Source organism: Opitutaceae bacterium (genome assembly GCA_015075305.1).
Lineage (GTDB): Bacteria > Verrucomicrobiota > Verrucomicrobiia > Opitutales > Opitutaceae > UBA6669.
Genome location: JABTUS010000007.1, coordinates 84,161 through 99,411, shown reverse-complemented (window position 1 = coordinate 99,411; position 15,251 = coordinate 84,161). Strand labels below are relative to the sequence as shown.

General features: G+C 58.3%; 12 protein-coding genes and 3 pseudogenes. 6 read left to right on the top strand and 9 right to left on the bottom strand.

What is annotated here, in order from left to right:
- Window positions 1–11: 11 nt before the first annotated feature.
- The 5 genes from HS122_14075 to HS122_14055 form a co-directional block, all read right to left on the bottom strand.
- Complete coding sequence (locus HS122_14075; protein MBE7539523.1) at window positions 12–539, bottom strand: hypothetical protein; 528 nt, start codon at window positions 537–539, stop codon at window positions 12–14.
- A gap of 511 nt (window positions 540–1,050) precedes the next feature.
- The gene (locus tag HS122_14070; protein ID MBE7539522.1) at window positions 1,051–1,233 is read right to left on the bottom strand and encodes a hypothetical protein; all 183 of its coding nucleotides are present in this window, start codon (window positions 1,231–1,233) and stop codon (window positions 1,051–1,053) included.
- Window positions 1,234–1,753: 520 nt separating this feature from the next.
- Entirely contained in the window at window positions 1,754–1,921 is a 168-nt protein-coding gene (locus HS122_14065) for a hypothetical protein (GenBank protein MBE7539521.1), read from the bottom strand.
- 896 nt (window positions 1,922–2,817) lie between these two features.
- Window positions 2,818–4,062, bottom strand: coding sequence for an RHS repeat-associated core domain-containing protein (locus HS122_14060; GenBank protein MBE7539520.1), 1,245 nt, complete (start codon window positions 4,060–4,062; stop codon window positions 2,818–2,820).
- 188 nt (window positions 4,063–4,250) lie between these two features.
- Entirely contained in the window at window positions 4,251–4,454 is a 204-nt protein-coding gene (locus HS122_14055) for a hypothetical protein (protein ID MBE7539519.1), read from the bottom strand.
- A gap of 714 nt (window positions 4,455–5,168) precedes the next feature.
- Between HS122_14055 and HS122_14050 the strand changes: the two are divergent.
- The 6 genes and pseudogenes from HS122_14050 (at window position 5,169) to HS122_14025 (ending at window position 7,110) form a co-directional block, all read left to right on the top strand.
- Window positions 5,169–5,315, top strand: a pseudogene (locus tag HS122_14050) (ATP-binding protein).
- A gap of 450 nt (window positions 5,316–5,765) precedes the next feature.
- Window positions 5,766–6,200, top strand: coding sequence for a transposase family protein (locus HS122_14045; GenBank protein MBE7539518.1), 435 nt, complete (start codon window positions 5,766–5,768; stop codon window positions 6,198–6,200).
- Window positions 6,197–6,337 carry a hypothetical protein gene (locus HS122_14040; protein MBE7539517.1) on the top strand — a complete coding sequence of 47 codons (141 nt, stop codon included), beginning with the start codon at window positions 6,197–6,199 and terminating at the stop codon, window positions 6,335–6,337. The genes HS122_14045 and HS122_14040 overlap by 4 nt, the downstream gene beginning before the upstream one ends.
- An 80-nt stretch (window positions 6,338–6,417) precedes the next feature.
- The gene (locus tag HS122_14035; GenBank protein MBE7539516.1) at window positions 6,418–6,690 is read left to right on the top strand and encodes a hypothetical protein; all 273 of its coding nucleotides are present in this window, start codon (window positions 6,418–6,420) and stop codon (window positions 6,688–6,690) included.
- 27 nt (window positions 6,691–6,717) lie between these two features.
- Window positions 6,718–6,915, top strand: a pseudogene (locus HS122_14030) (transposase).
- Window positions 6,853–7,110 (top strand): annotated as a pseudogene (locus HS122_14025) (transposase). The pseudogenes HS122_14030 and HS122_14025 overlap by 63 nt, the downstream one beginning before the upstream one ends.
- Window positions 7,111–7,172: 62 nt before the next feature.
- Here HS122_14025 and HS122_14020 read toward each other — a convergent pair.
- From HS122_14020 to HS122_14005, 4 genes are all read right to left on the bottom strand, one after another.
- Window positions 7,173–7,760 (bottom strand): hypothetical protein, encoded by a 588-nt coding sequence (locus HS122_14020; GenBank protein MBE7539515.1) that lies wholly within the window; start codon window positions 7,758–7,760, stop codon window positions 7,173–7,175.
- Window positions 7,757–10,660 (bottom strand): RHS repeat-associated core domain-containing protein, encoded by a 2,904-nt coding sequence (locus tag HS122_14015; protein ID MBE7539514.1) that lies wholly within the window; start codon window positions 10,658–10,660, stop codon window positions 7,757–7,759. The genes HS122_14020 and HS122_14015 overlap by 4 nt, the downstream gene beginning before the upstream one ends.
- 834 nt (window positions 10,661–11,494) lie before the next feature.
- The gene (locus tag HS122_14010) at window positions 11,495–11,848 is read right to left on the bottom strand and encodes a hypothetical protein (protein ID MBE7539513.1); all 354 of its coding nucleotides are present in this window, start codon (window positions 11,846–11,848) and stop codon (window positions 11,495–11,497) included.
- Window positions 11,849–11,855: 7 nt separating this feature from the next.
- Window positions 11,856–15,164 carry a hypothetical protein gene (locus tag HS122_14005; protein ID MBE7539512.1) on the bottom strand — a complete coding sequence of 1,103 codons (3,309 nt, stop codon included), beginning with the start codon at window positions 15,162–15,164 and terminating at the stop codon, window positions 11,856–11,858.
- Window positions 15,165–15,251: the final 87 nt, after the last annotated feature.

Genomic DNA, 15,251 nt, shown 5'->3' with positions numbered 1-15,251 from the left:
CTGGTTTTGGGTCAGAATCGGCGGCCATAGTTGTACAGCCCAAGATCCGAAAAGTATTCCTTGGTTCCGTGGGCGTAGGTGAGGAGGCCAATCGGCATGCTGGCGGGCAGGCCACTGGATAGAATGCCACCTCGCCGAAGGCGCTCAGGCTTCGGCTGTAGCCGCCGCTGAAGCCCAGATGTTTCCGCGTCCGTCATGGTGCGCAGGTAGCCGATTCCATTGACCCACCACGAGCAATCCTCCGGTGCCGTCGCCGCTCGCATGCCGCCCGGCGAGTCCCGCCCATAGGTATTGCGCGGTCTGCGTGTAGCCTCCCACGGTGTCGTACCGCAAAGCGACACGGTCGCCATCGCACAGACGCCATGGTGCCTGCCGGCTGTAGCCCGTAACCGCCCCACGGCTGCCAATAGCCGGTGCTCAAGGCCGGTGGCGGTAGTCGGTGGCGAAGCCAGAACCATCGGAACCTTTGTCACTTGAACGAGGCGATTCTCCGCATCGTAGACATGGTCTGCGTGCCATTGCTGATAGATTTCCGGCATCGTGGGTCCACGCGCTGCCGCCGACCGCCGTGTACTGGTTGAGCGCATTGGCCTGATAGGCGGCTCCATTTCCCGTCACGCGGTTGCCTTGTTCGTCATAGCCCGACGCCCCGGACCGGATGTCAGTTCCGATCGTGGATTGTACGCAAAGGGAATGCTGGAAACCAGACTGTCCTCCTTGTACTGCGCTTCGGTGGCAATGCGCGAAATCTCATCGCGGGTGTACTCGAAGCGGTGCGCGCTGAAACTCCCGCCACTGTACCGATTGTCATACGACACGAGATCATCGCGATGCGCCGCCCAGGTGAGTACCTTTGATTGACTGGAATTGTCATTGATCGAAGCAGGCAGCCCTGAATTCGCGAGGTACGAGTAGGTGAATGTCGCCGGTCCGCTGACCGAGGACAAAAGGCCGGTGCCAGCGGCGTATCCATAGTTCACCCCTTGGCCAAACGCAGTTGAGCCGGTGGGCTGCATCATCGGCGAACTCTGCGTCAGCCGGCCATAGACATCATGGGTGTATGCAATCGACCCCGTGCCGAATCCAATCAGAGTCAGCGCCTCGTTGGAGAGTTGATCGTAAGCTGTGTAACTCAGCGTGCGGCTGCCTACGCCATCGACAACCATGGCGACGCCCGCGGCGGTCGTAGGTGTAGGTGACTGCCGGCGTGCCGTCCGAATAGGTTGTCGACAGGAGCTGTCCGGTGGGGGATCGTAGGCATAGTTCGTCACCACCCGCGCGCCGGTGCGCGAGCTCATGCGTCCGGCGGCGTCATACGCATACGTCACGTCATGGAGTTAGCATCGGTCTTGGCCAGAAGCAACCCTGTCGCCGATCCATAGGTCCAAGTCGTCCGGTCATACGCGCCGGTGGTTGCGGTTGGACAAGTGGCGCTGCCCAGCCCGTGCCTCCCCGGTAGGTGCGCAGTTCAACGATCTTCCGCACGAACAGTAGCTGCGTTCGACCGGGTACGATGCGGATCCCCATTCCCTCACAACCCGGCCATGCAGGTCATACTCGACGCGCCGGGTCTGGTTCTTCGCATCGGTGGTGGCGCCTGGCGTCCCGCAGCATTGTACTGGTAGACTTCGGTGATGCGGCTCGCGGCAGATCGGCCGGATCGATCATCGCGCTCAGCATGGCACTGTTCGCAAGGTAGACGAATCCGGTGTCGCCCTTGCGTGCATCGGTCTGGGTGATCAGTCTGTCGCAATCATCGGTGGAACGTCGTCGTGACCGGCCCGGCAACGGTGCGCAGCGTTTTCCCCGAGGCCTCGACCGCAACCTCGGTCCGCGCGCCAGTCACGGTTGTCACCTTGCAGGTTCCATTGCGCACACCGGTTCCACCGACGAACCGACATCCCCCGAGGCGTTTGACCATTCATGCTCATTCAAAGCCACCACCCCAGCTTCTGGCGGGTGTCCCTGAGGAGGGTCGCAGCGCCGCTTCCCGTGACCCATAGGTGTGAATCCGGGTGATTCGTTCGAGCGAGATGGCAACTGGTTCGGCCACTGGCCGGACATCACAAAGCCGATCGTCGTATCCGAATCGGTGATACGATCCGCGGAGGCTGGATCGAGCGTTCCATTGTTGTCCATGTCGACTCCTTGCGGATCCTTTCTCCGAGCGCATTGTGACGTACCGCGTCGGTCGGGATCCGGAAACTGTTCCCAAGGCAACAAGCTGGCCGGCGCTGTTGTACTCCTGCGTTTCGACTACGTGCCGCCTGCCTGTGTCGGATGCGTCGAGACCACGGTGCGCCCGAGCCAGTCGGCGGTTGTTGACCAGCGCGTGCCTTCGGCAACGGTTGTAGTGAGACGTCCGTCGGCACCGATCTGGTACGTCCTGTCTTGTTCACCTCAGCCGTGCCTTCCTCGGCGGATTTCCTGCCGTCGCGGTAGGTCTTCTGAATGCTGGTTCCGCCGTCGGGCGCCGTGGCGGTCACCTGTGTGCCGCCAGCACCAAGGATAGAGTAAGCGAACGTCGTCGTCAGTTGACCTGACGGACCCGGCACGCGGGTCTGTGTTTTTCGTCCAGCCTTGTCGAAGGGGCACTAACGGGTCAGTCCTTACTTCTAACATTAACCGGCAGAAGGAAGTGAAGATGAAGGGCAACCATGAGGTGGATGTGTCACGCAATCAATCTTGCGAGTGTGCGGGTGGATCACGCGGAAACAGCGGCAGACCTGTGCTGTGAAAAGGCGCGCTCCCTGAATATCCACCCACGGTAGATGCCCCTGCTGATCACGTGATAACACGTCCTCTTAAACTCCATCCTCAATTCTCTTGCCACCTCCCTTGCTCCCAACTCCTAATCGTCCTGTCAATACAAGAAGTACGGACTGACCCCTTTGGTTTGACCTCATACAGATTGATCCCACCTTCCTCCCCAATTGGATCCCTTCCGACGAACCGCCCCATCCTCGCATCATAGTACCTTCTCCCATAATATGACCAGCCTGTCTCCGCATCCCGCCACCTGGTCGAGAACTTGAACGCATACGTGCTGACGGCGTTATCCAGCACCTCGTAGCGGAGCATTTCGCCGAAGGGGGTGTATTCGTAGGACGCGGCGAGGGCTCCGGTGCCAAGGTTGACCAATGACGCCACGTTGCCGTTGCCGTCGTAGGTCGGCAGGTAGGTCTGGCCGGTTGGCGTGTTCGCGAATTGCAGCAGGGCGCCCACGCCGCCAGCCTTTGTCAGCGATGACGCAAGGTCAATGCCCCACGCATACGTGCGCTGGAGCTTGTCGAGGGTTGTGCCCGCCGACACGGAATATTCCGCGATCACGTCCCAGCCGTTGTAGATGAAGCGTTGGGAGGACAGTTCCGTCGAGGTGACGCCGTCCATCACCTGCTTCTGCACGCGACGTCCGAGGTAGTCATACGTAAAGTTGAGGATGCGATGCGCGAAGCCTGCGCTTCTGGCTGCGACCGTTGTTTCCAGGCGGACAAGCCGGTTCTCGGCATCCCACTGGTAGTCCCAGATCTCATCCGAGAGCGTGTTGCCATCGAGGTCGCGACTGAAGCTCTGCGAGACCGCGGGCAACTGCGCCGCGCGCGAGTCGATGCGCATCACATTGCTCCCGGCCGCCGACTTCGTGGCGTAGACCGAAAGCGGACCCGCCCACGGACCGAGGACATTCGGGACTGTCACCTCATCGCTCCAGAATCGCCCCTGCCGCCCAGCCGTCACCGTGCGGCCCTTGACCGCCACGACCGAATCGGTCGTAGCAGTGCCAGACAGGGAGAGCGTGTTGTTTTCGCGCGCCACGTACTGGTTGAGCGCATTGGCAGTATAGTCGTCGCGCAGTCCGCTGACGCCGGTGCTGTCGGACCACTGCCGGTTGCCGATGGAATCGCAGGCGTATTCATGGCGGCGACCCGGCAGCGGCGCGGCCTTGCTCGTCACATTCGTGCCGAGGTATCCGACCCCCGCGGTCAATTCGCCACGTCCATTGTCGGCATACTGGCGATACGTGGCGTCGCCATAGTCCGCATAGGCAGCGCCCTCCTGCGGCATTCATTAAGACATCTCGAACACCACAAAGGTTAGGAGCCGACCCCATGGGAATGACTCTTTTGGCTGAGCCTCTACAATAAAAGAATGGAGGGGCGCACTTCGTCATGCCCAGGGGACGTACGTCACAAGACGCCGCTGGCCCAACTCCCTCTCGGCATCGAACAATCTGCTCTCAATTGTCGATGCACTCAGCAATCGCTCACTGATCCGAGTGAAATTTCCCATTGCCGGTGCGATGCCAGCGACCCGGCCTGGCTCGTAACATTCGCGCCAAGGCAGCGGATGCCCGCCGTCAATTCGCCGCGCCCATTGTAGGCAAACTGGCGGTTTGTGGCGCCGCCATAGTCGGCACAGGCTGTGCCCTCCTCGGGCGTTCCCGTCTTCTCGGTCACCACAAAGGTTAGGGGCCGCCCCCGTGGGAATAGCTCGCCATGGGTTCATAGGTGAACCAAAACAGAGAGCCCTGAAGGGGCGGCAAAATCCTCTCGAATTTCCTTCGTCGCGCAGCCCACTCACGCCTGTGCTGTTGGACCACTGCCGGTTGGCGATGGAATCGTAGGCGCATTCATGGCGGCGACCCGGCAGCGGCACGGCCTGGCTCGTCACATTGGTGCTAAGGTAGCCGATGCCCGCGGTCAATTCGCCACGTCCAATGTAGGCATACTGGCGGTACGTGGCGTCGCCATAGTCGGCAAAGGCCGTGCCCCTCTTGGAGTATTCGAGGTCATCTCGAATACCACAAACGTTAGGGGCTGACCCCGTGGAAATGACTGATTGAGCGCATTGGCCGTGTAATCGTCGCGCAGCGCGCTCACGCCGGTGCTGTTGGACCACTGCCGGTTGCCGATGGAATCGTAGGCGTATTCATGGCGGAGACCCGGCAGCGGAGCGGCTTGGCTCATCGCATTCGTACCGAGGTAGCCGATCCCCGCGGTCAATTCGCCGCGTCCATTGTAGGCAAACTGGCGGTTGGTAGCGTCGCCATAGTCGGCATAGGCCGTGCCCCTCTTGGAGTATCCGAGGTCATCTCGAATACCACAAAGGTTAGGGGCCGTCCCCGTGGGAATGATTCAAAGGTTAGGGGCCGTCCCCGTGGGAATGATTTCACTTCGAATCTGGTTTTCTCCCAGTGGGACCAGATCTTCAAGGATCCCATGACCACCATGGCCGCCGTCGACCGCCTAGTCCATCACGCCACTATCCTTGAGTTTACCGGCGATACCCAGCGTACGCCCAAGAAACGTCAGGATTAACCTCAGAGGTGGGGAGAGGCAGGGCACACCCGCCTCCCCACCCTCTCCACCCCGATCCTTTTGGATCTCTTTCAGGAGCAGACTGGGGGGATCTTCACTCCCCTACTCCCCTCGAATCTTACTGCAACAAACAGGGAAGTATAATTGCCGTCACCACGGAAGTGACTTCGTCGTTGTCCAATGTGGATCGTTTTTTTCGAGTTTCGGTTAACGATCCGTCCTGTCCAGTTTCCGGGGTCCACCTCACGCTTCCACCACTTGTGGCCGGTCTTCCGACTGACGTGAAAGTCCGCGCACAATTCCGTAAACGTGAAGCGGCCCGTGGCCGCGAGACTGACAAACCGATGGTTCTTCACGTTTGGTTGTGGGAAAGGGTCTGGGCGGTTAATGTGTGAGGATGGAAGAAACCGTCAACGAGCATTACCGCCAGCTGCTGAAACTCGAGAAGCCTTGGAGGGTGACGAACGTGGAAAAGGATCTGGAACGGGAGCGGGTCACGATCTGCGTGGCGTGGCCGGAGCGGACACCGGTGGCATGCCCCGAGTGCGGGAAGCCGTGCCCGGTGTGCGACCGGTTGCCGGAGGGACGTGGCGGCACCTGGGTGTGATGCGGTACCTTCTGGAACTGCGCTGTGGGGGTGCCGCGGTGCGCCTGCCCGAGCACGGGGTGAAGACGGTGACGGTGCCGTGGGCAGAGCCGGGCTCGCGCTTCACGTTCCACTTTGAAGCCTTTGCGGTGGCGGTGATCGCGGCCTGTCGGTCGCTGACGCGGGCCGCAGATTTGCTGCGACTGCATTGGGACAAGCGTCAACGGCTGATCGAGCGGGCCGTGGAGCGGGGCCTGGCTCGACAGACACGGAGGACTCCGTCGAGTCGGCCTCGATGAAGAGTTTTCTGCGAGGCCAAAGTTACGTTTCGCTGATGACCGACCTCGGCCAGTCGCGGGTGCTGGACGTGGTGCTTGGACAGGACACCGAGCGGGCGATTGCCCTGTGGAAGTGCCTGCCGAGGCGCAGCGGTTGAAAGTGGAGGCCGCCGCCATGGACATAGGGCGAACTTTGCGGCTGCCACCCGGATCGCCGCTCCGCAGGCTGCGATCGTCCATGACCGTTTCCGTCTCCAAGCACCTCAACGAGGCGGTCGACCAGACCCGCCGGCAGGAGGCGGCCAAGCTGGCGCGAACGGCGACAGGACTCTCAAGCAGACTCGGTATCTGGTGCTTGGACGGGGACACCAGGCGATTTCCTGTGGAGTGCCTGCCGGGCGCAGCGGTTGAAGTGGCTGCATGGCACCGACCCGCCGGAGAAGCATCAGGACTCTCAAACGGACTTCGCCGAGCTGCCGGAAGCATCAGGCCAGCTTCGAACCTGAAATGACCTCCCGGGCTGGTTGTACAAGGGCAGATGGTGGAGTTCTGGAGCCAGTCGGACGCGGCCAGCGGCGAACGCTTCTTCTCCCAAGTGGTACCGCACCGTCATGCGCAGCCGTTTGCCGAAGGTGATGGCCGTGGCCCGCACCCTCAAAGCCATCTGGTGAATCTTCTGACGTACTTCCAGCACCCGATCACCAATGCCCTCACCGAGGGCTTCAACTCCAAGATCCAAGCCATCAAGGCCGATGCCCGCGGCTTCCGCCGCTTCGAAAACTACCGCGCCCGCATCCTCTTTTTCTGCGGCAAGCTCGACCTCGCGCCCCTTCTTCCCTCAGGCGCTACCCACACGATTCCGTGGAGAACCAAACCGATGCTTCTGTTCCATGAGGGCTTCTTCGTTCCAAGCCATAGCCTGAAAGTGTAACCCATGTCCCCGGACAGTTTGTTACCTATGTCCCCGGATCATACCACTCGTGACACGGAAAATTAATCCTTAAGCTTAGAAACTCCCGCGTAGCTCCGCAAAAACTTCTCCAGCTTATCTATTCTGATACTGCGGCCAGCATCTTCCGCAACAACGTCGATCAATTGTCGACATACAGATGCAGCTGGACCTGCTGAGCCTCCATAGGTATTCAAAATTTCGCCAAAATATCGACCTCTCCCTACTATATAAACATCAGGACTGTCAGTAGACAAATCTCGCTTCTCCGGAAATCTTACGTTTCGTAATGCATCAACAATGACTTCCTCCAGTTTAGGCACCAGCCAAGTTGGAAGGTCACAATTCGTCAACGTACGAACGGGATATTCCTCAACTCCCTTCTCTGTTTGCACCGCCTGCAATCGTCGCAACCCAGAAATACGCCCATCACGCTCAACCCCTATTGCAAAAACCTCCCGCCCTCCAACTTCCGCATAGAGCAATATTCGAAAATCCCCCCTGAAAGTCTTCTTAAATATTCTTTCAATCATCCCTCCCGGCGTACACGGAGCTGGAGTAGCATGTAAAATAACACCCTTCAGCCATATTGGTTGAAGGAATAGGGCAAGAGTTAGAACGATCCGTTTCATTTTTTCCCAAAACAATCAATTATTCCAATTAATTCGGTCGGCGACGGACTTTCGCCCAGAGTCGATCCATCGCTTCCGCGCCTATTTTCAACATTATCAACAGTTAATCTGGGATCATAAAACAAAATACCTTTATTTGGTGTAATCAATACACCAAATACACCAGAATCAACAAATTGTCCGTCTATTGTATTATGATAAATCTGCAAGTCATATAGCGAAAATCGATCTCCACCATCTATCGGATGAGTGTGTCCATGAATAATGACTCTGCCTCCATATATTCCTTCCCCGGAGTTCCATGCCCTATTGTAAATCGCCTCATTGGTGGCATTGACACCATCGTGACTTTTATCCGTATGGATAGGGGAAAATGTGTATGATATCCCCTTGCCGGGAGCAAGATCATCAAATACGCCTTCGACAATTACGCCACTGGAGTACTCGATCCGCTTGTCAATCGATTGCAATACAAGCTGTACGGCCATTGCGAGGGCCGCTTCCCGAGCGGTTGAAAATCTTTGTCCTGGAGTGGCTGAAATGAGATTCCCATATTTACGCATTAGGCCATCACAATCATTGCCATGATCTTTTCCATCTGAACGACTCCTTGAAGGCAAGGTGCCGTCCCAATCTGGAATTGAGAGACCTGAGTCAAATGAAGGGGAAAGACCTGGAAAGGATAAACGCGATCCCAAGGCAGAATCTAGCGGAGGAATACGTGATTCATTAACGTCGAATACTGGCATCTCGACGGCTCCACTACGAGGACCCTTAGGAGCAGATTCGTCTTTGTAACATGTATATAGACCATCCCAAGCATATCCATAGGGACAGGCGTGTGCTCCATCACCAACATCATAGTGGCCAAACGGAATCCTCTTGTCATCTATATATGTGTCGCCATACTTCATCCCCAAATAGTCCCACCGGTTCGCCGGGTTGTTTCTCACGAATGCGTACAAATTAATGCCGCCGTTTTCCTGAATAGGATCCCGGCCAATGAAGCGGCCGCTTTTCGGGTCGTAGAACCGGCGGCCATAGTTGTACAGCCCGAGGTCCGAAAAGTATTCCTTGGTTCCGTGGGCGTAGGTGAGGAGGCCGATCGGCATGTTGGCAGGAAGGCCACTGGGATAAAATGCCACCTCGCCGAAGGCGCTCAGGCTTCGGCTGTAGCCGCCGCTGAAGCCCCAGATGTTTCCACGTCCGTCATAGTGCGGCAGGTAGCCGATTCCATTGGACCAAACCACAAGCAATCCTCCCGTGCCGTCGCCGCTCGCATGCCGTCCGGCGAGGTCCCTGCCCCATAGGTACTGCGCGGTCTGCGTGTAGCCTCCCACGGTGTCGTACCGCAGAGCGACACGGTCACCATCGTACAGACGCCATGAGGTGCCTGCCACGCTGTAGCCGTAACCGGGCCACGGTTGCCAATAGCCGGTGTACTTCACGAGCCGGTGCCGATAGTCGTAGGCAAAGCTGTAGACCATCGAACCCTTTGTCACCTGAACGAGCCGATTCTCCGCATCGTAAACATTGGTCTGCGTGCCATTGCTGAGGAGATTGCCGTCGGCATCGTGGGTCCATGTACTGCCGCCGACCGCTGTGTACTGGTTGAGCGCATTGGCCTGATAGGCGGCTCCATTTCCCGTCACGCGGTTGCCTTGTTCGTCATAGCTCACGACGCTTCCCGGTCCGGATGTCAGTTCCGATCGTGGATTGTAGGAGAAGGGAATGCCGGAAAAGAGACTGTCCTCCTTGTACTGCGTTTCGATCACGATGCGCGAAATCTCATCGCGGGTGTACTCGAAGCGGTGCGCGCTGAAACTCCCGCCACTGTACCGATTGTCATAAGACACGAGATCATCGCGGTGCGCCGCCCAAGTAAGTTCCTTTGTGTCGCTTCCGCCGATCGAAGCCGGCAGCCCTGAATTCGCCAGATACGAGTAGGTGAATGTCGCCGGTCCGCTGACCGAGGACAAAAGGCCGGTGCCAGCGGCGTATCCATAGTTCACCCCTTGGCCAAACGCAGTTGAGCCGGTTGGATGCATCATCGGCAAGCTCTGCGTCCGCCGGCCATAAACATCATGGGTGTACGCGATCGATCCACTGCCGAATCCGGTCAGAATCAGCGCCTCGTTGGAGAGTTGATCGTAAGCCGTGTAAGTCAGCGTCCGGCTGCCCACGCCATCGACCACCGTGGCGATGCGCCCGCGGCGGTCGTAGGTGTAGGTGACTGCCGGCGTGCCGTCCGAATAGGTTGTCGACAGGAGCTGTCCGGTGGCCGGGTCGTAGCCATAGTTCGTAACCACCCCGCGCGCCCAGGTGCGCGAGCTCATGCGTCCGGCGGCGTCATACGCATACGTCACGCTCATGGAATTAGCATCGGTTTTAGCCAGAAGCAACCCTGTCGCCGATCCATAGGTCCATGTCGTCCGGTCATACGCGCCGGTGGTCGCCGCGGGCCAGGTGGCGCCGCTCCAGCCCGTGCCTCCCCGGTAGCTGCGCAGTTCAACGATCTTTCCGCACGAACAGTAGCTGCGTTCGACCGGGTACGATGCCGATCCCCATTCCCTCACAACCCGGCCATGGAGGTCATACTCGACGCGCCGCGTCTGATTCTTCGCATCGGTGGTGGCGATGCGGCGTCCCGCAGCATTGTACTGGTAAACCTCGGTGATGCGGCTCGCGGCCAGATCGGCCGGATCGATCATCGCGCTCAGCAGGGCACTATTCGCAAAGTAGACAAATTCGGTGTCGCCCTTGCGTGCATCGGTCTGGGTGATCAGTCTGTCGCAGTCGTCGTACTGGTAGGTGGTCGTGATCGGCCCGTTGATCGTTCGCAGAACCTTTCCCGCGGATTCGATCTTCATCTCGGTGAGCGCCCCAGTTGTCGTGCTCACTTTTGTCGTGCCTGAATTGTCGAGTTTGCTCTGGCGCTCGGAGACACCAACATCGCCCGAGGCGCCGGCCCATTCGTACTCCAGCTTCTGCCACCAACCCAGCTTCTGGCGGGTGTCCCTGAGGAGGGTCGCGGAGGGGTACTAACGGGGTCAGTCCTTACTTCTAACATTCACCGGCAGAGGGAAGTGAAGATGAATGGCAACCATGAGGTGGATGTGTCACGCAATCAATCTTGCGAGTGTGCGGGTGGATCACGCGGAAACTGCGGCAGACCTGTGCTGTGAAAAAGCGCGCTCTCTGAATATCCACCCACGGTAGTTGCCCCTGCTGATCACGTGATAACACGCCCTCTTGACCTCCACCGTCGTTTCTCTTGCCACCTCCCTTGCTCCCAACTCCTAATCGTCCTGTCAATACAAGAAGTACGGACTGACCCCTTTGGTTTGACCGCCTTTGGTTTGACCTTCGCTCCACACAACAGCCCCTGCATAAAACCAAGTGCCTTGCTGAGCGGCGTCAGGGAATTGTTCGATCTGGGCTCCGGATGCGGAAGCGCACGCTTCAGCACCTCTGCCCATCCGCTCGATTGCACGAACGACCAGAACGTTGCCGTGCCCGCGTGCGGACTGAGCTGCTGGTCGGTGAACTCGATTTTGATAGACCGCCCGGCACTCTCGAACTTCACTTCCTCTGTCACCGTTTGGTGGAGCGGGCCGTTGCCTTTCGATTGGTTCTTTTTCATTCAATCCCAATCACTTCACCATCGGTGACACTTTTGCCACTGCATCGTTACGGCTTAGCGCGATTCGGGACCGACCCCGAGGGAATGCCTCTCAGACGATCCATTCGTCTTTCGATTTCGAATCTTCCTGCCAATGCCCGTCGACTTTTCTGAAAACAACAACGATACCATGAGGCCTATTCGGTTTGTCCGCCAAGTAGACCGCAATTCCTCCACAGTCTGCCTTCTGGACCCAAATAACTACAAGCTTATAACGTGCGGTAGCAATGCGGACAACTTCGGCGATCTCGTGCTCGGTCACGCCGATTTTTTCGGCTTCATCTGACCAGCGCCTATTGGCGGCGAAGGAGGGAGCCGGCTTCGTCAATAATCCGGGCGATGTACAACCCAAAAGAAGCGCTGCGACCAACACTTGGACGACCATAGATTTAGGACTTGTTTGCATGAAGTGCTCAAGGATTCTCAAATGGCGCGGTTGAGTAGCCATCGTTCACGACCCCGTCGTAGATGTTCGAAAAATTCGGCGTGAAAGGAGGCCTGTTACAGAAGAATCCAGTGCCAGAGCGCCCTCCAGGCACCGTTTGAGGTATCCCGTTTCTAATGGCCCAATCCTCTACCCAATAACGAATCGAAGCCTCTTCCATCGCTGGGCTCGCACCAGGATTGTTTCTAAAACCCTCTCGATAGAATGCAACATGGGTTGATTCATGAAGTATTACCACTGCGAGGAACTGGGCAGACGTACCTGAGAACTCTTGTGCTGCTACAGTCGAATCCAAGTTAACAAATACCGTCCCTGCTACTACGTTACTATAACCCGAATAACTCTTGGTCACATCGGTTGCACCCGAATAGGTCGAAAGTATCAACTTGCTGATAACACTTTCGAAGTAAACAGGTTTCGTGTCCTTTAGAAGCGCCAAAGCATCGTTGAAATCTCTATGTGTCAGGCGGGTGGCCTCACCCAATTTTCCGCTTACTGAGAACCCGTCTCCAATGTTTTGTTCGCAAGGAGGAATTGGAGAAGCATTTGTCGGTCCTGCTCCTGCGTCTCCCGACAAATCAATCTGTCCATACTGTATGTCCGAGTCGGGAAACCTGAAGCGTCCTGCGCCGGAAGTATCCAACGAAAATCTATTAAAGCGAGATCCGTCTGCGTTGAATACTGGCATTTCGACGGCTCCACTACGAGGACCCTTAGGAGCAGATTCGTCTTTGCGGCATGAATAGAGACCATCCCACGAAGATCCATAAGGACATGCGTGGATTCCATCGCCAACATCATAGAATCCGAACGGAATCCTTTCATCATCTATGTATGTGTCGCCATACTTCATCCCCAAATAGTCCCACCGGTTCGCCGGATTGTTTCTCACGAATGCGTACAAATTCAATCCTCCGTTTTCCTGAATCGGATCCCGGCCGATGAAGCGGCCGCTTTTCGGATCGTAGAACCGGCGGCCATAGTTGTACAGCCCGAGGTCCGAGAAGTACTCCTTGGTTCCGTGGGCGTGGGTGAGGAGACCGATCGGCATGTTGGCAGGCAGGCCACTGGGATAGAATGCCACCTCGCCGAAGGCGCTCAGGCTTCGGCTGTAGCCGCCGCTGAAGCCCCAGATGTTTCCACGTCCGTCATAGTGCGGCAGGTAGCCGATTCCATTGGACCAAACCACAAGCAATCCTCCCGTGCCGTCGCCGCTCGCGTGCCGCCCGGCTAGGTCCCTTCCCCAAAGGTATTGCGCGGTCCTTGTGTAGCCTCCCTCGTAGTCGTACCATAGGACAGCGCGATCGCCGTCATAGAGTCGCCACGACGTGTCTGGTGGATTGCTCGATCCCTGCCAACTCCTCGAGTGCTTCACAAGCCGGTGACGATAGTCGTAGGCAAAGCTATGAATCATCGAGCCCTTTGTCACCTGAACGAGCCGATTCTCAGCATCGTAGACATTGGTCTGCGTGCCATTGCTGAGGAGATTGCCGTCGGCATCGTGGGTCCACGCGCTGCCGCCGACCGCCGTGTACTGGTTGAGCGCATTGGCCTGATAGGCGGCTCCATTTCCCGTCACGCGGTTGCCTTGTTCGTCATAGCCCACGACGCTCCCCGGACCGGATGTCAGTTCCGATCGTGGATTGTACGCAAAGGGAATGCTGGAAACCAGACTGTCCTCCTTGTACTGCGCTTCGGTGGCAATGCGCGAAATCTCATCGCGGGTGTACTCGAAGCGGTGCGCGCTGAAACTCCCGCCACTGTACCGATTGTCATACGACACGAGATCATCGCGATGCGCCGCCCAAGTAAGCTCCTTTGTGTCGCTTCCGCCGATCGAAGCCGGCAGCCCTGAATTCGCAAGATACGAGTAGGTGAATGTCGCCGGTCCGCTGACCGAGGACAGGAGCCCGGTTCCCGCTGCATAGGCGTAGTTCACCCCTTGCCCGAACGCAGTTGAGCCGGTTGGCTGCATTATCGGCGAGCTCTGCGTCCGCCGGCCATAGACATCATGGGTGTATGCGATCGATCCCGTGCCGAATCCAGTCAGGGTCAGCGCCTCGTTGGAGAGTTGATCGTAAGCTGTGTAACTCAGCGTGCGGCTGCCCACGCCATCGACAACCGTGGCGATGCGCCCGCGGCGGTCGTAGGTGTAGGTGACTGCCGGCGTGCCGTCCGAATAGGTTGTCGACAGGAGCTGTCCGGTGGGGGGATCGTAGGCATAGTTCGTCACCACCCCGCGCGCCCAGGTGCGCGAGCTCATGCGTCCGGCGGCGTCATACGCATACGTCACGCTCATGGAGTTAGCATCGGTCTTGGCCAGAAGCAACCCTGTCGCCGATCCATAGGTCCAAGTCGTCCGGTCATACGCGCCGGTGGTTGCGGTTGGACAAGTGGCGCCGCTCCAGCCCGTGCCTCCCCGGTAGGTGCGCAGTTCAACGATCTTTCCGCACGAACAGTAGCTGCGTTCGACCGGGTACGATGCGGATCCCCATTCCCTCACAACCCGGCCATGCAGGTCATACTCGACGCGCCGGGTCTGGTTCTTCGCATCGGTGGTGGCGACGCGGCGTCCCGCAGCATTGTACTGGTAGACTTCGGTGATGCGGCTCGCGGCCAGATCGGCCGGATCGATCATCGCGCTCAGCATGGCACTGTTCGCAAGGTAGACGAATTCGGTGTCGCCCTTGCGTGCATCGGTCTGGGTGATCAGTCTGTCGCAATCATCGTAGTGGAACGTCGTCGTGACCGGCCCGGCAACGGTGCGCAGCGTTTTCCCCGAGGCCTCGACCGCAACCTCGGTCCGCGCGCCAGTCACGGTTGTCACCTTGCAGGTTCCATTGCGCACACTGGTTCGCACCGACGAACCGACATCCCCCGAGGCGTTTGACCATTCATGCTCATTCCAAAGCCACCACCCCAGCTTCTGGCGGGTGTCCCTGAGGAGGGTCGCAGCGCCGCTTCCCGTGACCCCATAGGTGTGAATCCGGGTGATTCGTTCCGAGCGAGATGGCAACTGGTTCGGCCACTGGCCGGACATCACAAAGCCGATCGTCGTATCCGAATCGGTGATACGATCCGCGGAGGCTGGATCGAGCGTTCCATTGTTGTCCATGTCGACTCCTTCGCGGATCCTTTCTCCGAGCGCATTGTAGACGTACCGCGTCGGTCGGGATCCGGGGAAACTGTTCCCAAAGGCAACAAGCTGGCCGGCGCTGTTGTACTCCTGCGTTTCGACGTACGTGCCGCCTGCCTGTGTCGGATGCGTCGAGACCACGGTGCGCCCGAGCCAGTCGGCGGTTGTTGACCCCCAGCGCGTGCCTTCGGCAATCGTGGTGGTGAGACGTCCGTCGGCGGCGATCTG